Annotated in this window: 19 protein-coding genes; 5 read left to right on the forward strand and 14 right to left on the reverse strand. The window is 69.5% G+C overall.

Annotation, left to right across the window (positions count from 1 at the left end; genetic code table 11):
- Positions 1–392 precede the first annotated feature (392 nt).
- The 3 genes from KF708C_RS03145 (at position 393) to KF708C_RS03155 (ending at position 2,514) form a co-directional block, all read left to right on the forward strand.
- Entirely contained in the window at positions 393–677 is a 285-nt protein-coding gene (locus KF708C_RS03145) for a winged helix-turn-helix domain-containing protein (RefSeq protein ID WP_020206761.1), read from the forward strand.
- 141 nt (positions 678–818) lie between these two features.
- Complete coding sequence (locus KF708C_RS03150; RefSeq protein WP_059410716.1) at positions 819–1,499, forward strand: 2OG-Fe(II) oxygenase; 681 nt, start codon at positions 819–821, stop codon at positions 1,497–1,499.
- A gap of 82 nt (positions 1,500–1,581) precedes the next feature.
- Entirely contained in the window at positions 1,582–2,514 is a 933-nt protein-coding gene (locus KF708C_RS03155) for a LysR family transcriptional regulator (RefSeq protein WP_059410717.1), read from the forward strand.
- Here the strand turns inward: KF708C_RS03155 and KF708C_RS03160 are convergent.
- The 3 genes from KF708C_RS03160 to KF708C_RS03170 all read right to left on the reverse strand — a co-directional run bounded on the left by KF708C_RS03160 (position 2,511) and on the right by KF708C_RS03170 (position 5,894).
- On the reverse strand, positions 2,511–3,452 hold the full coding sequence (locus tag KF708C_RS03160; RefSeq protein WP_020206764.1) for a GGDEF domain-containing protein: 942 nt from the start codon (positions 3,450–3,452) through the stop codon (positions 2,511–2,513). The two genes, KF708C_RS03155 and KF708C_RS03160, sit on opposite strands and share 4 nt — an antisense overlap.
- A gap of 47 nt (positions 3,453–3,499) precedes the next feature.
- Positions 3,500–4,207 (reverse strand): hypothetical protein, encoded by a 708-nt coding sequence (locus KF708C_RS03165; RefSeq protein ID WP_156173715.1) that lies wholly within the window; start codon positions 4,205–4,207, stop codon positions 3,500–3,502.
- Positions 4,208–4,889: 682 nt separating this feature from the next.
- Positions 4,890–5,894 carry a zinc-dependent alcohol dehydrogenase family protein gene (locus KF708C_RS03170; RefSeq protein ID WP_059410719.1) on the reverse strand — a complete coding sequence of 335 codons (1,005 nt, stop codon included), beginning with the start codon at positions 5,892–5,894 and terminating at the stop codon, positions 4,890–4,892.
- 337 nt (positions 5,895–6,231) lie between these two features.
- Here KF708C_RS03170 and groES point away from each other — a divergent pair, with 337 nt between their 5' ends.
- Both groES and groL read left to right on the forward strand, forming a co-directional pair.
- Positions 6,232–6,522: a co-chaperone GroES gene (gene groES / locus KF708C_RS03175; RefSeq protein WP_017225479.1), complete on the forward strand. Its 291-nt coding sequence runs from the start codon at positions 6,232–6,234 to the stop codon at positions 6,520–6,522.
- A gap of 38 nt (positions 6,523–6,560) precedes the next feature.
- Positions 6,561–8,204: a chaperonin GroEL gene (gene groL, locus KF708C_RS03180; protein ID WP_059410720.1), complete on the forward strand. Its 1,644-nt coding sequence runs from the start codon at positions 6,561–6,563 to the stop codon at positions 8,202–8,204.
- Positions 8,205–8,344: 140 nt separating this feature from the next.
- On the opposite strand, the gene KF708C_RS03185 is transcribed toward groL, so the two are convergent.
- The 11 genes from KF708C_RS03185 to KF708C_RS03235 form a co-directional block, all read right to left on the reverse strand.
- Entirely contained in the window at positions 8,345–9,133 is a 789-nt protein-coding gene (locus KF708C_RS03185) for a metallophosphoesterase (RefSeq protein ID WP_059410721.1), read from the reverse strand.
- 121 nt (positions 9,134–9,254) lie between these two features.
- A complete protein-coding gene (locus KF708C_RS03190) occupies positions 9,255–9,935 on the reverse strand; it encodes a methyltransferase family protein (protein WP_059410722.1) in 681 nt (226 codons plus the stop codon).
- A gap of 57 nt (positions 9,936–9,992) precedes the next feature.
- Entirely contained in the window at positions 9,993–11,456 is a 1,464-nt protein-coding gene (locus KF708C_RS03195; protein ID WP_020204519.1) for a vWA domain-containing protein, read from the reverse strand.
- 34 nt (positions 11,457–11,490) lie between these two features.
- On the reverse strand, positions 11,491–12,129 hold the full coding sequence (locus tag KF708C_RS03200; RefSeq protein WP_020204520.1) for a TadE family protein: 639 nt from the start codon (positions 12,127–12,129) through the stop codon (positions 11,491–11,493).
- Positions 12,129–12,608: a TadE/TadG family type IV pilus assembly protein gene (locus KF708C_RS03205; protein ID WP_020204521.1), complete on the reverse strand. Its 480-nt coding sequence runs from the start codon at positions 12,606–12,608 to the stop codon at positions 12,129–12,131. The genes KF708C_RS03200 and KF708C_RS03205 overlap by 1 nt, the downstream gene beginning before the upstream one ends.
- Before the next feature lie 69 nt (positions 12,609–12,677).
- Positions 12,678–13,634 (reverse strand): type II secretion system F family protein, encoded by a 957-nt coding sequence (locus KF708C_RS03210; RefSeq protein WP_020204522.1) that lies wholly within the window; start codon positions 13,632–13,634, stop codon positions 12,678–12,680.
- A gap of 31 nt (positions 13,635–13,665) precedes the next feature.
- On the reverse strand, positions 13,666–14,640 hold the full coding sequence (locus tag KF708C_RS03215; protein WP_020204523.1) for a type II secretion system F family protein: 975 nt from the start codon (positions 14,638–14,640) through the stop codon (positions 13,666–13,668).
- A 31-nt stretch (positions 14,641–14,671) separates the two neighbouring features.
- Complete coding sequence (locus tag KF708C_RS03220; protein ID WP_020204524.1) at positions 14,672–16,027, reverse strand: CpaF family protein; 1,356 nt, start codon at positions 16,025–16,027, stop codon at positions 14,672–14,674.
- A gap of 67 nt (positions 16,028–16,094) precedes the next feature.
- Complete coding sequence (locus KF708C_RS03225) at positions 16,095–17,306, reverse strand: AAA family ATPase (protein WP_059410723.1); 1,212 nt, start codon at positions 17,304–17,306, stop codon at positions 16,095–16,097.
- Between the two features lie 87 nt (positions 17,307–17,393).
- Positions 17,394–17,714, reverse strand: coding sequence for a hypothetical protein (locus KF708C_RS03230; protein ID WP_020204526.1), 321 nt, complete (start codon positions 17,712–17,714; stop codon positions 17,394–17,396).
- Positions 17,715–17,728: 14 nt separating this feature from the next.
- Positions 17,729–19,636: a type II and III secretion system protein family protein gene (locus KF708C_RS03235; protein WP_059410724.1), complete on the reverse strand. Its 1,908-nt coding sequence runs from the start codon at positions 19,634–19,636 to the stop codon at positions 17,729–17,731.
- Positions 19,637–19,704 lie beyond the last annotated feature (68 nt).

A 19,704-nucleotide genomic window follows, 5' to 3' on the forward strand; every position in this document is an offset into this window, starting at 1 on the left:
TTACCGAATATTTCATTGGTTTACGGCGTTGCGCGCCGCCCGCGGCATGCCGCCGCCGCGATGTGCCGCGTGCACGACACCGGGCGCCGGGGCCGCGACGCCGGTTCGCGGCCCTGTTACGGCATCTTGCAGCGGGCGGGGGCTTGTGCGGTGCGGCAGCGCCGCGCTGCGCGCGGCTGGCAGGAACCATTCGCCACGCGCATTGTCTTGCCGCGCGGCCTGACGCGGCCCGTCCGGGCGCGCGCGCCAGGCTGTTGTAATCTTGTGTAATTGTGCGGCGGCGCGCGCCGGCAGGTTGCTTTTGCCTGGGCCGCCGCGTAGAAAGTAGGTGTCGGGCGGGCCGCCGGCCGGCGCGCAGCGACGATCCGGACGACCAGCGGGAAGGCGGGGTTATGGAGACCGATCAAGAAAGCACACTCACCTATGCGCTGCTGACCGTGCCGGCGCGCGCCGCCATCTGCCGCGCGCTGCTGGAGGCGGGCGACGCGGGCATGCCCGCCAGCGACCTGGCCAGCGTGGCCGGGCTGAACCTGGCGCGCGCCAGCCACCACTTCCGCGAGATGACGCAGGCCGACGTGCTGGCCCTGATCATCCGCGACCGCCAGGTCGTCTACGCGCTCAAGGCGCGCCGCGCGGTGCGCATGGCGCTGGAATATCTCGACAGCGGCGGCATGTAGGCTGGCGCGGCGGCGCGCCGTATAATCGCCGCCGGCGGTGGCGCCTGCGCGGTCGCGCCGCTCCGGGCGGCTTCGCCCCGGCGGTGCCGCCCCGCCTTGCGCCGCCCGCCTCATCCCATCCATTCCTGCATCTCCTTGTCCATGTCCGAGCTGGAAAACCTGTTTGCCGACCTTGAAGCGCAAGGCTGGGCGGTCTCCGACGACCTGATCGGCCGCGCGCTGGCGACCCGCCTGCACGGCGAGAGCCGCGCGGCCTGGGAGGCCGGGCTGTTCCATCCGGCGCGGGTGGGCCGGGGCGAGGGCACGACGCGCGAGCCGGGCATCCGCGGCGACGCGATCCTGTGGCTCGACGACGCCCCGGCCGGCCCGGCCGTGCGCGAGTTCCAGGCCTGGGCCGAGGGATTCCGCCGGGCGCTCAACGCCCGCTACTTCCTCGGCCTGCGGCGCGAGGAATTCCACTTCTCGCACTATCCGGCCGGCACCGCATACAAGAAGCACCTCGACCAGCACCGCGCGATGCGCGACCGCCAGATCTCGCTGGTGCTCTATCTGAATGCGGAGTGGGGCGAGCACGACGGCGGCGAGCTGGCGATCTACCCGCCCGACGATGCGTGCGGCGACGTGGCCGAGAATGCGCCCGATAGCGCGTCCGACAGCGCGCCCGATAGCGCCCCCGGCGCTCCCGGCGCCGCGCCGCACCGCGTGCTGCCGCGCCTGGCGCGGCTGGTGGTGTTCCGCAGCGACCTGATCCCGCACGAGGTGCTGCCGTGCCGGCGCACGCGCTGGGCGCTCACCGGCTGGTTCCGCACCGACGCGGCCTAGCCCGCCGGGCGTGAGGCGCCCGTTGCCGCCGCCGTCGTTGCGCGGCGTCCGGCTTTTCGATTCGACCGGGGAGTGCAGGCAGATGGAGTGGAGCGACATCAGGATCTTCCTCGCGATCGCGCGGGCCGGCAGCCTGGGCGGCGCCGCGCGCGCGATCGGGCAGACCCAGCCGACGATGGGGCGCCGGCTCAGGGCGCTGGAGCAGGCGCTCGGGCAGACGCTGTTCCAGCGCACCAGCGACGGTTTCGTGCTGACCGCCGAGGGCGCCGCCGTGTTCGCGCACGCGGAGCGCATGGAGGAAGAGGCGCTGGCCTTCGCGCGCCAGCTGTCCGGGCGCGGGCGGGAGCTCGACGGCATGCTGCGCGTCTCGTCGTCGGACTGGTTCGGCGTGCACATGCTCACGCCGGTGATCGCCGGCTTCATCCGCGCGCATCCGCGCGTGGCGGTGGAACTGGTGACGGACGCGCGCCTGTTCAGCCTGGCGCGGCGCGAGGCCGACCTGGTGTTCCGCATCCGCGCCTTCGACGAGGCCGACGTGGTGCAGCGCAAGCTCATGCGCATGGAATACGCGCTCTACGCGGCGCCCGGCGTGGCGCCGCCGCGCGCGGGCGGTGGCGAGGGCCACGCGCTGCTGACGCTCGACACCGGCTTCGCCGACCTGCCGGACGTGGCCTGGATGCGCCGGCTGCTGCCCGCGGCCAGGGTGGCGTTCGGCAGCAACAGCCGCGAGGCGCAGGCCCGGCTGTGCGCGGCCGGCGCCGGGCTGGCGGTGCTGCCGTGCCTGCTGGCCGAGCGCGTCGGCGGCCTGCGGGCGGTCGACCTGGGCGAGCCGCCGCCGGGCCGCGACGTGTGGGTGGGCTACCACCGCGACCTGCGCCGGCAGGGCCGGCTGCGCGCGTTCCTCGACGCCGTGTTCGAGCAGCTTGGCGATGGCGGCGCGCCGCCCGGCGCCGATCCTGCCGCCGATCGCTCCGCTCATCCCTCCGCCCCTCCTTCCATCCCTCCCGCCGGCTAGAAGGCCACCCGGTTGCGGCCGGCCGCCTTGGCGCGGTAGAGCGCCTCGTCGGCCTGGTGCACGAGCTGGTCCGCGCTGGCGGTCGCGTGGCAGGCCTGCGCCACGCCCACGCTCGCGCTGACGGCGATGGCGTGGCCGGCGTAGCGCACCGTCTCGGCGCGGATGGCGCCGCGGATCCGCTCCGCCACCGCGATGGCGTCGGCAAACGCCGTGTTCGGCAACAGCACGGCGAATTCCTCGCCGCCGTAGCGGGCCACCACGTCGCGGTCGCGCAGGCAGGCGGCGACCCGCTGCGCCACCGCCTTGAGCACCGCGTCGCCGCCCGGGTGGCCGTGGTCGTCGTTGATGCGCTTGAAGTGGTCCAGGTCGAAGATCAGCACGGAGAGCGCGCGGCCGGACTTGCGCCAGCGGTGGAATTCCTCCTGCAGGCGGTCCTCGATATAGCGGCGGTTGTAGAGCCCGGTCAGCGCGTCGCGGATCGACGCCTCGCGCAGCGCGTCGACGGCCTCGTCGCGCGCGCGCTGCGCGATGGCGAGCTCGGTCGCGTCGAGGATGGTCACGCACACGGCGATGACCTCGTCGCCTTCCATGAGCGGCAGGAACTCGCAGTCCTGCCGCATCCATTCGAAGTCGCACGTGACCGGCAGGTCGTGCGGGAAGCGGAACAGGTAGGGCCGGTGCTCCCACGAGGTGAACGCGCTGATCTTCAGCAGGAACACCGATTCGAGCGTGCGCCGCAGCCACGCCGCGGGCAGCTCGGGAAACAGGCCGAGCAGCCGCTGGCCCAGCGCGGCTTCCGCGCTCACGCCGCTGCGGTCCGCCATGAAGTGGTTCCACAGCGCGATGCGGTGCTCGCGGTCCACCACGAACACGCCGCAGCCCATGCGCGCCAGCGCCAGTTCGTGCAGGCGCGCCTGCTGGGACGGTTCGAGAGGCATGTCGGGGGCTCCGGGCGTTGCCGATGCTGCGGGCGGATGCCGCCGTGCTACAGGCTGTCGAGGGTCGCGTCGAGCGCCGCGCACAGCCGCCCGAACGCGCTGCGCGCCAGCAGCGCGGCCAGGCAGGCCCGGAAGCGGCGGTCCTCGATGCGGACGTGCAGGTCGAGCAGCAGCGCGCTGCCCGCGGCCGGATTGCCCGACCTGGCGATGGCGCCGACGATCTGCGCCGCGTCGGTCTCGCGCGGCACGGAGAAGGCCGGCACGCGGCCGAGCTGCCCGAGCAGGCCGCAGACGCACGCGCCCGCGAGCACGTTCGCCACTTCGGGCAGCAGGCCGCGCAGCGCGGTCCCGCCGCCTTGGCCGCTCTCGCCGCACTCGCCGCTTTCGCCGCTCTCGCTGGCCAGGTCCTGGCGCCCGTAGAGCGCCTCGCAAAGTTCGCGCGCGCCGTCGCGCGCGAAGAACACCAGGCTCTCGCCGGCGATGTCAGCGCGGAAGCTCTGGCGGAAGGCCACCATGCCGCGCATGGCGCCGAGCCGCCGCTCGATTTCCTCCTTGAGCCGCTCCGGGTCGGCCACGCCGATGCGCGGGATCGACAGCGTGACGTGGCGGCCCAGCAGGCAGGCGAGCCTGGCGCCGGCCACGCCGATGCCGGCGTTCGCCAGCGCCTGCAGCGCATCGTGCCGCGCCGCGCCGAGCACGGCCGGCGCGCGGCGCGAACTGCGCCGGTCGCGGGCGCCGTGGCCGCGTTCGGTCATGGCCGCGGCCATGCGCGCCGGCTGGCGGCAGCTTGCGCGGCACTGGCGTCGCGGACAAGCATTGGGGGTGGGACTGGGCGTGCCATGAATCTCCTCCGATCTTGACTGGGCGGCACGCGGTGGGGCTCCGCATGGGATTTGCCGGCGGCATTCGCGGCTGAACCGGCAATCCAGGCCGGTAAACAGTGACGGCGCCGGAATATCCGCGCGCCGCTCTCAATTAGATGAGGATGGTGGCGAAGAGTAAAGCGATTTGTTTTTATGCGGCATCGGTGGCGCGGCGGCGACCGGCGCGAGAAATACGGCGCGCGAAATTGGGATTATTCTTAAACGATGACGATGCCGGAAGACGGCCGTTGCCTGCGCGGCAGTCGTCGGGCGGAGGCGGCGATGCGGCGGAAATGTGGCGGCAATACGGCGAAAGCGCGGGGGAATGTCCGCGTCCGGATGGCGAATGCGTCGAAGGCGGTTGACAGGGTGCCGGCACGGCATCGTCCAATCCCTGTTTATTTGATGAGATTTGTCTTAATTTTTCTTAAAGGGTTTTCCATGAAAATGGCGAACCAAAAACAGGGAATTCCCATGATCCGATTCCGATTCACGGGAAATGGGCCGGTTATCCGCCTTTGTTCCCCGTTTTGATTCGCGCGCCGCCCGCCACCTCCGCGGCGGCCGGCGCGCGCTAGCGCCGCGCGATTTCCACCACGAGCTTGCCCCGCGCCGTGCCGGTCTCGATGGCGCGGTGCGCCTCGATGGCGTCGTCCAGGCCGAAGCGCCGCGGGTCGACGCGCACGGCGAGCTTGCCGGCGTCGGCCAGGCGCGCGGCCTCGCGCAGGATCGCGCCGTGGCGCGCGCGGCCGCGGCCGGTCAGCAGCGGGAGCAGCGTGAAGACGCCCGAGTATGTCGCGGCGCGCAGCGACAGCGGCGCCAGGCTGTGCGTGCCCCAGCCCAGGCAGCTCACCACGTGGCCGCCGCAGGTACGCGCGGCGAGGAAGGCGTCGTCCAGCACCTTGCCGCCGACCGTGTCGTAGACCACGTCGAAGCCGTCGCCGCCGGTGTACTGGCCGACATACTGCTCGACCGTGACGGTGGCGAAGTCGATCGCGGTCGCGCCATAACCTTCGATGATGTCCCGGCTGGCGGCCGAACCGGTGGCATGGACCCGCGCGCCGGCCGCGCGGGCGATCTGCACCGCGACATGCCCCACGCCGCCGGCGCCGCCGTGCACCAGCACCGTCTGCCCGGGCTGGACGCCGGCCCGGTCCACCAGCCCCTCCCACGCGGTGATGAACACCAGCGGCAGCGCGGCCGCCTCGCGCATCGAGAGCCGGGCCGGCTTGCGCGCGAGCAGGTCGGCGTCGACCGCGGCATACTCCGCCAGCGAGCCCTGCACGCCGCCCACGCCGCCGGTCATGCCGTAGACCTCGTCGCCGGGCGCGAAGCGGGTCACGCCCGGCCCGACCGCCTCCACCACGCCGGCCAGGTCGAGGCCGAGCACGGCCGGCAGCGGCTGGCGCGCATGCGCGGCGCTGCCGGCGCGGATCTTGGTGTCGAGCGGGTTGACGCCGCTGGCGAGGATGCGGACCAGCACCTCGCCGGGGCCGGCCTGCGGCCTGGGCAGGCTGGCAACCCGGAACGGCGCGTTGGCGCGCTCGGCGATCAGGGCCTGCATGGTGGCTTGGGACATGGGGGACTCCGTTGGCAATGTCGTGGTGGATGTCCCATTCTTGGGCATGCCCGGATGAAGATAAATCAACTTATCGGCATCCCGTCCATGCAGATCTGCATGCGTGCGGCAGCGCCCTCGGTGGCGGCGCCGGCGTGGCCGGCCAACAAATTCGCGCGATCCAAGGGTAAACACGTATCAAGTCGCTGACTTGAAAACGTAAACCCCCGTCCCTATAATTAGCACTCGTTGGGTTAGAGTGCTAACAGCGCTCTCTCAGCCTTCCGATTCTGCTGGCAGCTAGCCAAAGCGGCCAGTTTTGTGAACGTAAAATCACTTTTTGTACCAAGGAGTCCGTATGAATCTGCGTCCTTTGCACGACCGCGTGATCGTCAAGCGTCTGGACAATGAAACCAAGACCGCTTCCGGCATCGTGATTCCCGACAATGCTGCCGAAAAGCCTGATCAAGGTGAAGTGCTGGCCGTGGGCCCCGGCAAGAAGGATGACAAGGGTGCTTCGATCGCGCTCGACGTCAAGGTGGGTGACCGCGTGCTGTTCGGCAAGTATGCCGGCCAGGCCGTGAAGGTGGATGGCCAGGAACTGCTGGTCATGCGCGAAGAAGACATCATGGCCGTGGTGAACAAGTAATCACGCCCCCATCCGTACAGATTTAGGAGATTCAGAACATGGCAGCTAAAGACGTAGTGTTCGGCGACGCCGCCCGCGCCAAGATGGTCGAAGGCGTGAACATTCTCGCCAACGCAGTGAAGGTGACGCTGGGCCCGAAGGGCCGCAACGTCGTGCTGGAGCGCAGCTTCGGCGGCCCGACCGTGACCAAGGACGGCGTGTCCGTGGCCAAGGAAATCGAGCTGAAGGACAAGCTGCAGAACATGGGCGCGCAGATGGTCAAGGAAGTGGCTTCCAAGACCAGCGACAACGCCGGTGACGGCACCACCACCGCGACCGTGCTGGCCCAGTCGATCGTGCGCGAAGGCATGAAGTACGTTGCCGCCGGCATGAACCCGATGGACCTGAAGCGCGGCATCGACAAGGCCGTGCTGAACGCGGTCGAAGAGCTGAAGAAGCTGACCAAGAACACCACCACCAGCAAGGAAATCGCGCAAGTCGGCTCGATCTCCGCCAACAGCGACGAAGTGATCGGCAAGCTGATCGCGGAAGCGATGGACAAGGTCGGCAAGGAAGGCGTGATCACCGTCGAAGACGGCAAGTCGCTGGCCGACGAGCTGGAAGTCGTGGAAGGCATGCAGTTCGACCGCGGCTACCTGTCGCCGTACTTCATCAACAACCCGGAAAAGCAGGTTGTCGCCCTCGACAACCCGTTCGTCCTGCTGTTCGACAAGAAGATCTCGAACATCCGCGACCTGCTGCCGGTGCTGGAACAAGTGGCCAAGTCGGGCCGCCCGCTGCTGATCATCGCTGAAGACGTCGAAGGCGAAGCCCTGGCGACCCTGGTGGTGAACAACATCCGTGGCATCCTGAAGACCGCCGCCGTCAAGGCTCCGGGCTTCGGCGACCGCCGCAAGGCCATGCTGGAAGACATCGCCATCCTGACCGGCGGCGCCGTGATCGCCGAGGAAATCGGCCTGACGCTGGAAAAGGCGACCCTGCAGGAACTGGGTCAAGCCAAGCGCATCGAGATCGGCAAGGAAAACACCATCATCATCGACGGCGCCGGCGACGCAGCCTCGATCGAAGCGCGCGTCAAGCAGATCCGCGCCCAGATCGAAGAAGCGACCTCGGACTACGACCGTGAAAAGCTGCAAGAACGCGTGGCCAAGCTGGCCGGCGGTGTTGCCGTGATCAAGGTCGGCGCAGCCACCGAAGTCGAAATGAAGGAAAAGAAGGCCCGCGTGGAAGATGCACTGCACGCGACCCGCGCAGCCGTGGAAGAAGGCATTGTCCCCGGCGGCGGCGTGGCCCTGCTGCGCGCCCGCGCTGCCATCGCCAACCTGACCGGCGACAACGCCGACCAGAACGCCGGCATCAAGATCGTGCTGCGCGCGATGGAAGAGCCGCTGCGCCAGATCGTCCTGAACGCCGGCGAAGAAGCCTCGGTCGTGGTGGCCAAGGTCATCGAAGGCAAGGGCAACTACGGCTACAACGCCGCCACCGGCGAGTACGGTGACCTGGTGGAAATGGGCGTGCTGGACCCGACCAAGGTGACGCGCACCGCGCTGCAGAACGCCGCTTCGGTCGCTTCGCTGATGCTGACCACCGACTGCGCCGTGGCAGAACTGCCGAAGGACGAGTCGGCTCCGGCAATGCCGGGCGGCATGGGTGGCATGGGCGGCATGGACGGCATGATGTAAATCTGCCGGCCCGCCGCACAGGCAGCCTGCTCTACCCGCATTACCCGCAGTAGCAAAAACCCCCGCTGGCGCGAGCCGGCGGGGGTTTTTGTCTTTGGCGGCGGTGTTTTACGCGGATTGGCCCGGACGCGCGCGGACGCTCAGATCTCCACCGTGAAGCACCAGTCGAAGGCCGGGTTCTCCGGCTCGCCGGTCTGGCGGCGCACGTAGCCGCGCGGGTTGCATACCACGCGCGCGCCGTCGAGCCGGTAGTCGAAGCCCGTGTGCGTATGGCCGTGGACCCACAGGTCGGCCTGTGCGACCAGGTCCGGGCGGCGCGAGATGAAGCCGGCCGACACCACGTCGTGCGAATAGCGCGGGTCCAGGCTGCCGAGGTCGGGCGCGTGGTGCGTCACCACCACGGTCTTGCCGCCGAACGGCGCGGCGAGCTGTGCCGCCAGCCAGGCGCTGGCCGACTCGTGCAGCGCCAGCGCGTCGGCCGTGGTGAAGCGCCGCCGCTGGCCGTCGTCCCCGTCGGTCTCGATCAGGCGGTGGTCCACCATGCGGGCCGCGCAGGCCAGCATCGCCTCCTCGCGCCGGCCGGTGCCGAACAGCGCGTAGTCGCTCCACCAGGTCGTGCCGATCACGCGCACCCGCTCGCCGCCGGCGCCGTCGAAGTACGCCACCGCGCCGTTGAGCACATGCACGTTCGCCGAGGCCCGCGCGGCGTCGGTCATGGCGGCGTCGGCCGCGTCGAATGAGCTCTCGTAGTATTCGTGGTTGCCCGGCACGTAGACCACCGGCTGGGCAAAGGCGCCGGCGGCCCAGTCCACGCCGGTGCGGCCGTTGGCGATGTCGCCGGCCAGCACCACCAGGTCGGCGGGGCAGGCGGGCATGGCTGCGGGGAAGTCGTGCTCGAGGTGCAGGTCGCTGAGGATGCGGATCTTCATGCTGTCTCCATGCCGTGCGCGCGCCGGGGCGGGGCGCGCGTATCCGCATGGATTCTTCAGAAAAGGGCGGCCGCGGTCAAGCGCGGCCGCATGCCGGGCCGGCCTGTTTGACGCGCCGCGCTCAGAAGACGCGGGGGATCATGCGGGAGCGCACGTTGCGCTTGTAGCTGCGGTATGCGGGATCGTCGGACAGGAGCTTCTCCTCGCGGATGATCCGGATGCCCTGGAGCAGGAATTGCCCGGCAAACACCAGGAGGTTCTGCATGCCGAAATTGGCCAGCAGGAAGCCGATGTCGGTCACGAAGTAGCCGAGATAGATCGGGTGCCGCACGAACCGGTAGGCTCCCCTCGAGACGATGCCGCGGTTGGCCGGCAGTATGCCGAACGAATAGCGCAGCGACGCCTTTGCGAAGATCTGCCACCCCAGCCCGGCGATCTGGAGGCCGGCGCCGATCGCCTCCGGCACGACCCGCGTGCCGGGCGCGAGCTGGAAGGCGAGGAAATAGTAGGTGCCGGCAAGCGAGCACAGCACGGCAACGGGATTCCAGTCGCGCCGCGCCGGCGCGCGCACCACCAGCGACAGGCCGAGCGTCAGGCACTCCGCCACCACCATGAGCAGCAGCGTGACGCGGGTCGGGTCGGCCATCCACTGCTTGATCGCCGCGAAGGCGAACATCCCCAGCAGGAAGGCGGTGCTGCCCCGCAGGCAGGCTTCCAGTGCCGCGTCGCGAAGGCGCAGCAGCGGCGGCAGCGGGTCGCGCGCGAGCGCGCGTGCGAGTGGGATGGACTTGCTGTCGATCATGATGCCTCCGGCGTGTCGTGTGTGCTTCGGTGCGCGTCGATGCGCGCTGTGTGCTGCCTATCTGGAGATCCGCAGGATCTCCGACGCCAGTTTCGAGAAGCAGGGCTTCAGGTTGTCGATGGTCTTGGCGTAGCAGTACACGCCGGAGGTCTGGTTCTTGTTGTAGAGCGGCGCGTCGGTGGTGTTGGCCATGTTCTTGAGCAGGCCCTCGTCGAAGCCGCCGTTGCCGTCCAGCCCGAGCGTGAAGATGTAGACGTTGTTGTCGCGCAGGTAGGAGGCCATTTCGATGGGCACGTTGGTGGCCGCGTAGTAGACGTTCTGCGCCGAATAGGCCGACGTGACGGTGTACGGCACGCTGGTGGGGTAGATCGCGTATTGCTGGTCGGCGGCGTTGTGCGCGTTGTACCACTGCGGCATCGCCATCGGCTGCGTCACCGTCGTCGTCACCGTGCCGTTGCGGCGGCCGTTGTTGGTGTCGCCGGTGGTGGTGGTCGTGCTGAGGCTGGCGCAGGCGCCGGACATCCTGGTGTTCTGCTGCGAGATGACGTAGAACCCGCTGAGGCTGCTGCCGGGCGAGGTGGCCGTGATGCCGCCCGCGCATACCGTGTTGGTGGGCACCGGCGCGCTGGTCGTGGTGGTGGTCGTGCAGTTGCGGTTGCAGTTGGTGGTGACGGCGGTGGTCGTGACCGTGCCCATCTTGTAGCTGGCCGACAGCGTGTTGGGCTGGCCGTCGGAGAAGAACACCACCACGCGCAGGCTGGAGCGGTTGCTGGTGATGCTGTCGAGCTGCGCGCGCGCCTGGTAGAGCGCCTCGGCGTAGTTGGTGTTGCCGCCGTTGGCCAGATTGCTGATGGTGTTCTGCATGTTGGGGCGGTTGAAGCCCCGGGTGGTGGTGCTGATCGGGATGTCGGACAGGCCGCCCGAGGCGAAATGCACGAGTCCGACGCGGTCCGACGACGGGCTGAACTGGTCGAGGAAGCTGTTGGCGTTGGACTTGACCGTGCTCCACACGGGCGACATCGAACCAGACGCGTCGATCACGAAGATCAGGTCGAGATCCCGGCGGATCGACTGGGCCGTCGCGGCGACCGCCACGTTGTTGAAGCCGAGCACCTTCATCAGCGTGAGCGGCATGGTGGCCGACGCCGAGACGTTGATGGTGACCGCGCCCGAGGTCGGGGTGTCGAACAGCACGCTCGGCGTGGCCATCGCCGGCACGGCCTGCAGGTAGCCGCTCGGGAAGTTGGCGTCGAAGAAATCCTGCGCCGCCTGCCGCGCCGCGGCCGCCTGGTCGGACTGCGTGGTGCCGTTGGTGACGGCGCGGGCCGCCGCGACCGCGGCGGAGTCCACCGCGGCGTTGAGCTTGGCCTTGGTCACGTAGGCCATGCCCGCGTCGACCGCGAGCCCGGCCGCGCCGAGCAGGCCGATCATCGTCATGGCGGCGATCAGGGTGATCTGGCCGCGCTGCCTGCCGGTGCCCGGCGCGCGCGCGGTTCGCAGTGTCGTTGCGGGGCTTCTCATGGCGGCTCCTTGCGTCGTGGTCTCGCGGCGGCAGTCAGAATGACGTGACCGAATACAGGTTGGGGCCGATGTCCGGCATCCTGAGCAATCCGATGGTCAGCCCCTTGAACAGCATGTCGAAGTTGTAGTAGGACTCGACCACGTAGGCGATCTGGCCGTCGGTGAGAAGGCCCGTCATGGCGTTCGCGGTGGGCGACGTGCTGCCGCCGGCGGGCATGCCGCCGCAGCTGCCGTCGTTCTGCCACTGGCCGGTGCCGCCGCCGCAATTCCACACCTTGCTGTCCGGCGCCGAGCCGCCGAGCGACCAGCCCCCGGCCCAGCGGTACTGCTCGAGCACGATGTTGCGCACGGCGCAGTTCGAGCCGCTCTTGTTGCACTCGTTGTCGCCCATGATCTTGGTGATGTAGATCATGCCGCGCTGGCTCATCTTCAGCGGCGGCGTGGTCTGCGCCAGCGCGACCATGATGTCCTGCGGCGTATAGGAGGCGCTGCGCGAGGCGAGGCTGGCGCCCTCGCGCGTCAGGTTGACGAGGATCAGGTTGGCCTGGATGGCGCGCGCGAAGTCGATCACCGGCAGCGTGAGGAAGATGAAGATCGGCAGCAGGATGGCGAACTCGATGCTGGCGATGCCGCGCGCGGCGCGCCTGCGCGGAAGGGGGCGGATGCGGTTCATCAGAAGGCCTCGTTGCGCATGGTGGCGGCCACGCTGAACGTGTACTTGCCGCCCGTGGAGGAGAAGAACGCGGCCACCATCGGCGTGACCAGCGGCCAGGCGCAGTTGACCTGGATCACCACGAGGTCGCCCGCGCCGCCGAACATCGTGTTGCCGCTGGCCTGCGAGCTGCCGTTGACCCAGGTGGTCACAGTCGCGTTCGACATGTCGTAGATGCCCAGCGAGGCGTCGTGGATCCTGGCCAGCACGGCCTGGTAGCGCTGCTGGGCGGCGTTGGCCGGATCGAGGGTGTTCTGGCCGGTGATGGCGAAGCGCGCGCCCTCGCGCACGGCGTTCTGCATGGCGAGGTTGGCGAACATCATCATGCTGAAGTCGATGATGGAGAAGAACACCAGGAAGAACACGGGCGCCACCAGCGCGAATTCGACGGCGCTGGCGCCGCGCTGGCGCAGCCGCCCGAAGATGGCCGAAGGTTGCATGGTAGGTCCTCCTGTCCTGGGTTGTGCCCGCCTGGCGCGCCCGCTGTGTCGCCGCGCGGCCTGGGTTGCCTATTGGTTGTTGCCCATCATGAACGGGATCAGCGAGCGGTAGAACTGGATGGCCGGCGAGCCGAGCAGCACCACGAACAGCGACGGCAGGATGAACAGCGTCAGCGGAAACAGCAGCTTGACGGCAATCTTGGCCGCGCATTCCTCGGCGCGCTGGCGCCGCTTGGTGCGCAGCGTGTCGGCATGCACGCGCAGCGAGTCGGCCACGCTGGTGCCGAAGCGGTCGGCCTGGATCAGCATGCTGACCAGCATGTCGATGTCCTCCACGCCGGTGCGCAGCGCGAAGTTGCGCAGGGCCTTTTCGCGCGACAGGCCGGCGCGCAGTTCCAGCACCAGCAGCTCGAGCTCTTCGCCGAGCGCGCTGTTCTCGCCGCGGAATTCCTCGACGACCTTGAGCAGCGCGGCGTCGAGCGCCAGCCCGGCCTCGACGCAGACCGTGATCAGGTCGAGCGTGTCGGGGAACGCTTCGAAGATCGCCTGCTTGCGCACGCGGATGCGCCGGCGCAGGACCAGGTCCGGCAGGTAGAAGCCGGCGATGGCGGCGGCCAGCAGCGCCGCCGGCAGCAGGCGCGGGTTGTCCTCGCTGACCACGCCGCGCGTGAGCAGCAGCACCAGCAGCGGGAATGCCACCGCCAGCACGGTCTTGGCGGCGAAGTAGACCGCGATCGCCGACGGGCTGCGCCAGCCCGCATTCATGAAACGGATGCGGATGGTGGAGGATTCCCAGCCTTCCTTGGGCAGGGCGAGCCTGGCCAGCGGCCTGGACAGCCGTTCCAGCTTGCGCATCCAGTCGTCCTGGAGCACCGAGGGCACGCTGTCCGCGCCCGCGGCCGACTTGCTCACCTGCGAGATGCGGCGCCGCAGGATGTCGGGCTGGAACAGCATCATGGCGGCCAGCGTCACGCCGAACGCCACCACGAAGGCGAGGATCAGGATCAGGATTTGCTCGATTGGCATGATGTGTCTCTCCCGGTTCTTCTGGCGGCGGCTACATGTGGATGCGCACGATCTTGCGCATCCACAGCAGGCCCAGCAGCATCAGCAGCACGGCATATCCCACGATCCACGGCCCGATGGGATCGTTGGCGAGCGGATCCAGGAACGTGGGGTTGAGCAGGTACATGGCCCCGGCCAGCGCGAACGGCAGCACGGCCAGGATGATTCCGGAGAAGCGCCCTTCGGCCGAGAGCACCCGCACCTGCCCCAGCAGCTTCATGCGCTCGCGGATGATGCGGGCGACGTTGCCGAGAATCTCCGCCAGGTTGCCGCCGGACTCGCGCTGGATCAGCACGGCGATCACCAGGTAGCGCAGGTCCGGCAGCGGGGCGCGCGCGGCCATGTTGTTGAGCGCGTCGTGCATGGACGCGCCGAAGTTCAGCTCGTCGAAGGTCAGGCGGAACTCCGCGCCCAGCGGATCGGGCAGCTCGTCGCCGGCCATGTCCAGCGCGCTGGAGAAAGAGTGCCCGGCGCGCAGCGCGCGGCTGATCAGGTCGGCGCCTTCCGGAAGCTGCGTCTCGATCAGCTGGAGGCGGCGACTGCGGCGCCGGAGCACAAACCAGAGCGGCGCCGCCGTCGAGCACAGGGCGGCGATGCCCACCGCCGGGGCGGGAAGGCCCATCAGCATGCCGAACGCGCAGATCGCCAGCGCGGGCAGCAGGTTGAAGCAGAGAAACGTCGACACCGTCCAGTTGAGCCCCGACTGCATCAGCAGCCGGTCGAGCGCGTGGATGCGCGGCAGCAGGCGCAGCAGGCTGGCGAACGACGCCGAGCTGCTCAGGGCGCGCTCCTTCATGATGGACGACGACTGCTCCTGCCAGCCGGCCTGGACCGCCGCGCGCACGCGGCGCCCCAGGCGCCGCGCGCCGGCGCTGTGCTTGCTCTGCCACCACTGGTAGCCGGCCACCACCGCCAGCACGATGGCGATGAAGAGCGAGAGGCCGAAGGCCGCGAAGGTCTGGTTCATGGCGTGATCTCCTGGACGGTGCGCGCGCGGCTCATACCTCGAAGCGCATCGAGGGCTCGAACAGCCGTTCCGGCACGTTCACGCCAAAGGCCTGCAGGCGCTCGCAGAAGTGCGGCCGCACGCCGGTGGCGCAGAAGTGCCCCTTCACGCGGCCCTCGGCGTCCACGCCGGTGCGCTTGAAGGTGAAGATCTCCTGCATGTTGACCACGTCGCTCTCCATGCCGGTGATCTCCTGCACGCTCATCAGCTTGCGGCGGCCGTCGGTCAGGCGCGAGACCTGCAGCATCACGGTGATGGCCGAGGTGATCTGCTGGCGCATGGTGCGCGGCGGCAGCGACAGGCCCGCCATGCTGATCATGTTCTCGAGCCGGGTCAGCGCGTCGCGCGGGGTGTTGGCGTGGATGGTGGCGAGCGAGCCTTCGTGGCCGGTGTTCATCGCGTGCAGCATGTCGAGCGCCTCGGCGCCGCGCACTTCGCCGAGGATGATGCGGTCGGGGCGCATGCGCAGCGCGTTCTTCACCAGCGCGCGCTGGGTGATCTCGCCGCGGCCTTCGATGTTGGGCGGGCGCGTCTCCAGGCGCAGCACGTGGTTCTGCCGCATCTGGAGTTCGGCCGCGTCCTCGATGGTGACGATGCGCTCGCTGGCCGGGATGAAGCCCGACAGGATGTTGAGCATGGTGGTCTTGCCGCTGCCGGTGCCGCCCGAGATCAGGATGTTCAGCTTGGCCTTGACCATCGCCTCGATCAGCTGCGCCATCGGCGGCGTGAGCGTCTGCAGCTCCACCAGGTCCTTGACCATCAGCGGATTGACCGAGAAGCGCCGGATCGAGAGCAGCGGGCCGTCCACCGCCGAGGGCGGGATGATGGCGTTGACGCGCGAGCCGTCGGGCAGGCGCGCGTCCACCATCGGGCTCGATTCGTCGATGCGCCGGCCCACGCGCGACACCATCTTGTCGATGACCTTCATCAGGTGCGCGTCGTCGCGGAAGGTCACGTCGGTCAGCTCGAGCTTGCCGCGCCGCTCCACGTAGACCTGCCTGAAGGTGTTGACCAGGATGTCGGAGACGGTCGGGTCGGTCAGCAGCGGCTCGAGCGGGCCGAAGCCGAGCATCTCGTCGCGCACGTCCGACACCAGGCGCTTGCGCTCGCTCTCGTTGATCGGGATGTTGCGCTCGTCGATGATGCGCTCGACCAGCAGGGCCAGCTCGCGGCGCACCTGGTCGGGCGCGAGGCGCTGCAGTTTTTCCAGTTCCACGCGCTCGATGATGGCTTCGTGGATTTCCATCTTGAGCTGCTGGTAGGCGGCGTTCGCGGTGGGGGCGGCGGGGCCGACGCGCTCGGCCACCGTTTCGCCGGCCTTCTCGTAGAGTTGTTCGCGCAGTGACATCTCGTTTCTCCGTGGCGCGTCGCGCGCCGGTATCTGGGTTGCCGGGGCGGCCGTCGCCGCGATCCGTTCAGGCGTGCCGCTCCACCGGCATGGCCTGCCCGGCGCGTTCCCTGCCGTGGCCGAGCAGCTTGCGCAGCAGGCCGTCCTCCTGCTTCGCGGTGTCCGGGAACACCGTGTCCACCATCTGCGCCAGCGCGCGCGCGATCGGGCTGCGCTCGGCGAGCTGCAGCACCGGCACGCCCTGGTTGCTGGCGTCGCGGGCCGGTTTGAGGTCGGACGGCAGGATGTGCGCGACCTTGCCGCCCAGCGTTTCTTCCAGCGTGCGCACGCTCACCGGCGAGTGCTTCTCGAACTCGTTGATCACCAGGTGCAGGCGGTCGGCGGGGTAGCCCAGCGAGCGGAAGATCTCCATCAGGCCGCGGCCCGCGCGCAGGTAGGGCAGGCTCAGCTGCAGCACCGGGTAGATGGTGTCGCTGTGGTCCAGCACCATGATCGAGGACGGGTTGATGTCCTGGCCGATGTCGAAGAGGATCACGTCGTAGGCCGGGCGCACCAGGTCGAGGATGTTTTCCAGGTGGGCGGACTTGATGTCGCCCGCCTTGACCGGATCGCCCGCGCCGGCGATCACGTCGAAGTTCGGGTGCGCATGCGTGATGCAGGCATCGAGCAGCGCCAGGTCGAGGCGCTCGACCTGCTGGCAGATGTCCGCGAGCGTGGCCGGCGGCGCCTTGTCCGTGACCAGGAAGGCGCCGTCGCCGAACTGCTGCACCAGGTCCACCAGCAGCACGCGCTTGCCGCGCCGGGCGGCGATGGCGTAGCCGAAGTTGGCGGCGACGAAGGTGGTGCCGCTGCCGCCCTTGCAGGAGGCAAAGGTGAAGGTGCGCGCCTCGGCGTGGCTGCCGTTGAGCGGCTTGACCGCGAGCCGCTCCAGTTCCCCGTTGAACTCGCGCGGGTCCAGCGGCCAGCGCAGCACGCTGCGGATGCCCATGCGCATGGCGCGCATCAGCAGCTCGGCCGACGGCGACGGCGTGACCAGGATGCAGGGCACGTCGCCGGGCTCCGGGAAGCGCTGGCGCAGGCGTTCCAGCACGTCGGCGCTGAAGTCGTCGGCCTGCAGGATCAGGAAGTCGGAGGGATGGATCAGCCCGGCCATGCCGAGTGCCTTCTCCGGGTCGGCGCAGACCAGCTGCAACTGCCTTTGCGTGGCGGCCTGGCCGGCCATCGAAGACATCTGCCGGGCCCGCGCCTCGTCGGCCGAGACCAGAATGAGCTTTGCCATCACTGTTTCTCCCAGATTGTGTTGTGCCTGGCGGCCCGCGGCGGCGTTGCAGCGGGCCGCCGCATGTCACCGCGTGCCGCCATCGGGTCAGGGCGCCGACGAAGCGGACGAAGTGCCGACGCCGATCGCGTACGCATTCGTGTCCGCGGGCGGATTGCGGAACGACGTGTTGTAGCGGTCCATCGCGAAGGTGGCGCTGCGCGCGTCGACGCCGGTGACGGGGTCCGCGTTCAGCGAGGCATCGGGATTGAGCGTCTGCATGGCGCGCACGATGCGCACGGCTTCGCCGAAGTGGGCGTCGTACACCGGCGTGGTGGTCATGCAGCCGGCCAGTCCGGCGGCCGCGCCCGCGGCGGCGGCGGCCAGGGCGAGCCGCGCGCAGCGGGCGGCGAGTGTGCGGATGTCCATGATGTTTCCCCTGTTCATTGCGCGGCATCGGCAGGCGTTGCCGTGCCGGCGATGGTCGGCGCCGGCGCGGCCGCGTCGGCGCTGTCGCGCGGGCCCGCCATCGGGTCCTTGCTGGTGGTGGGCGCGGCCGGGGCGGGCGCCATCGGCGCGGCCGGCGCGCTGACCGGCGCCGGCAGCGGCGCGCCGGCGGGCGCTCTCGGCGGCATGACCACGTCCGGATGGCCTTCCATGTTGCCGTTGATGAAGACCTCGCCCGGGGTGGGCCTGCCGAAGGAGTCGGTCGGCATCGGGTAGTTGGCCGGCAGCGGCTTGACCAGGCGCGGCGTGACCACGAACAGCAGCTCGCTCTTGTCCTGCTGGAAGTTGGTGCTGCGGAACAGGTTGCCGAGGATCGGCAGTTCGCCGGCGCCCGGCAGGGCCTTGAGGCTGCCCGTGACGTTGCTCTTGATCAGGCCGCCGATGGCGAAGCTCTGTCCGTCCATCACCTGCAGCGTGGTGGACGCGCGGCGTGTGGTGATCAGCGGCAGGATGGTGCTGCCGCTCAGGTTGGGCGCCGAGAGCGCGACGCCGGTGGGCGACAGCTCGGACACCTCGGGCGCCACCTTCAGGTTGATGCGGCCGTTGGCCAGCACCGTCGGCGTGAAGCGCAGGCCGACGCCGAAGGTCTCTTCCTGCAGCGTGATGGTGGTGCCGCCCGCGCTGGAGGCCTGCGGCACCGGGATGAAGACCTTGCCGCCGGCCAGGAAGCTCGCCTCCTGCCCGCTGATCGCCATCAGGTTGGGCTCGGCCAGCACCTTGACCAGGCTGTCGCCCTTCTGCGCGTCGACCTGGAAGTTGAACGGCAGGTTGTTGTGCTTGATGCCGGTGATCACGCCCGCGCCGCCCGAGAGGAAGTTGGCCAGCAGGCCGAAGCTCCAGCTGCCGAAGGCGCCGTTGAGGTTGGACGCGGCGCCGAGCTGGTCGATCAGCGTCTTGGACACCTCGGCCACCTTCACTTCGAGCATCACCTGCTGCGGCGAATCCACCGTCATCATGTTGATGATGCGCTGGCTGCGCAGCGGCTGTCCGCCGGCGTTGCCGGTGCCGGCCATGCCCATGCCCATGCCGCCCATCGGCATGCCGTTCATGGCCAGCATGGGCTGGCCGGGCGCGCCGAAGCCTTGCGGCGGCGCCTGCAGGGGGCCGCGCGTCTGGCGCACGACAAAGGCGTTGGCGATGTCGATCACCATCTGGGCCACGGTGGAGTCCGGCACGTTGCCGGTCAGCACCAGGCTGTCGGCGGCGGCGGACACGCGCACGCCGCGCGCGCCGGGCAGCAGGTCGTGCAGGGTCGACTGCAGGCCGCCGGGGTCGGCGCCGACCGTCACGTCGATGACCGTGCAGTTGCCGCTCTTGCCTTGCACGATCATGTTGGTGGTGCCGACATCCAGGCCGAGCAGGTAGAGCGTCTGCGGCGACACCAGCATGGCCTGCACCACGCCGGGATTGCCCAGCGTGCGCGTGCGCACCGGCTCGGGCAGCGGCAGCATGCGCGACTTGCCCACCGGCACCGCGATCTGCTGCGGCTCGCGCGCCGCGCCCATGCAATTGGGCCCGCGGCTGAGGCCGGCATCGCTCGGCGGCGGCGGTACGCTGGCCGCGCCGATGGTGAGCTGGATCGGACCGTTGGCGGCGAGCTTCATCGCCTGCGGCGCAGTTTGTGCTGCCTGCGCGGCCTGTGCCTGGGCGGCGCCCGCCGCGCCCGCATTCCCCGTCGCGCCGGCGGTGCCGGCGGCCGCGGCATCAGCGGCCCGGGCCTGCTCGCTGCCCAGCCAGACGCAGGTCATCGACAGCACGGCGAGCGCGGTCAGGTTCAGGCGTGAGGGGCCGTTGCGCGGCGCGCGGCCGCGCGGGCTGCCCTCCTGGGTATGGTGTCGGTCCATTTGATTTTCCCCCCGGTTGTTGACCCCAGTGGCTGGGGCCGGCATCTGGCGTCGTCGGCGTCCGTGCC

Origin of the sequence: Cupriavidus basilensis (assembly GCF_000876015.1) — a bacterium.
In the GTDB taxonomy this organism is placed as follows: domain Bacteria; phylum Pseudomonadota; class Gammaproteobacteria; order Burkholderiales; family Burkholderiaceae; genus Cupriavidus; species Cupriavidus basilensis_B.

Coding starts and splice junctions, on each gene's coding strand:
- KF708C_RS03145 (WP_020206761.1), top strand. CDS start 393: ATGGAGACCGATCAAGAAAGCACACTCACCTATGCGCTGCTGACCGTG.
- KF708C_RS03150 (WP_059410716.1), top strand. CDS start 819: ATGTCCGAGCTGGAAAACCTGTTTGCCGACCTTGAAGCGCAAGGCTGG.
- KF708C_RS03155 (WP_059410717.1), top strand. CDS start 1,582: ATGGAGTGGAGCGACATCAGGATCTTCCTCGCGATCGCGCGGGCCGGC.
- KF708C_RS03160 (WP_020206764.1), bottom strand. CDS start 3,452: ATGCCTCTCGAACCGTCCCAGCAGGCGCGCCTGCACGAACTGGCGCTG.
- KF708C_RS03165 (WP_156173715.1), bottom strand. CDS start 4,207: ATGACCGAACGCGGCCACGGCGCCCGCGACCGGCGCAGTTCGCGCCGC.
- KF708C_RS03170 (WP_059410719.1), bottom strand. CDS start 5,894: ATGTCCCAAGCCACCATGCAGGCCCTGATCGCCGAGCGCGCCAACGCG.
- groES (WP_017225479.1), top strand. CDS start 6,232: ATGAATCTGCGTCCTTTGCACGACCGCGTGATCGTCAAGCGTCTGGAC.
- groL (WP_059410720.1), top strand. CDS start 6,561: ATGGCAGCTAAAGACGTAGTGTTCGGCGACGCCGCCCGCGCCAAGATG.
- KF708C_RS03185 (WP_059410721.1), bottom strand. CDS start 9,133: ATGAAGATCCGCATCCTCAGCGACCTGCACCTCGAGCACGACTTCCCC.
- KF708C_RS03190 (WP_059410722.1), bottom strand. CDS start 9,935: ATGATCGACAGCAAGTCCATCCCACTCGCACGCGCGCTCGCGCGCGAC.
- KF708C_RS03195 (WP_020204519.1), bottom strand. CDS start 11,456: ATGAGAAGCCCCGCAACGACACTGCGAACCGCGCGCGCGCCGGGCACC.
- KF708C_RS03200 (WP_020204520.1), bottom strand. CDS start 12,129: ATGAACCGCATCCGCCCCCTTCCGCGCAGGCGCGCCGCGCGCGGCATC.
- KF708C_RS03205 (WP_020204521.1), bottom strand. CDS start 12,608: ATGCAACCTTCGGCCATCTTCGGGCGGCTGCGCCAGCGCGGCGCCAGC.
- KF708C_RS03210 (WP_020204522.1), bottom strand. CDS start 13,634: ATGCCAATCGAGCAAATCCTGATCCTGATCCTCGCCTTCGTGGTGGCG.
- KF708C_RS03215 (WP_020204523.1), bottom strand. CDS start 14,640: ATGAACCAGACCTTCGCGGCCTTCGGCCTCTCGCTCTTCATCGCCATC.
- KF708C_RS03220 (WP_020204524.1), bottom strand. CDS start 16,027: ATGTCACTGCGCGAACAACTCTACGAGAAGGCCGGCGAAACGGTGGCC.
- KF708C_RS03225 (WP_059410723.1), bottom strand. CDS start 17,306: ATGGCAAAGCTCATTCTGGTCTCGGCCGACGAGGCGCGGGCCCGGCAG.
- KF708C_RS03230 (WP_020204526.1), bottom strand. CDS start 17,714: ATGGACATCCGCACACTCGCCGCCCGCTGCGCGCGGCTCGCCCTGGCC.
- KF708C_RS03235 (WP_059410724.1), bottom strand. CDS start 19,636: ATGGACCGACACCATACCCAGGAGGGCAGCCCGCGCGGCCGCGCGCCG.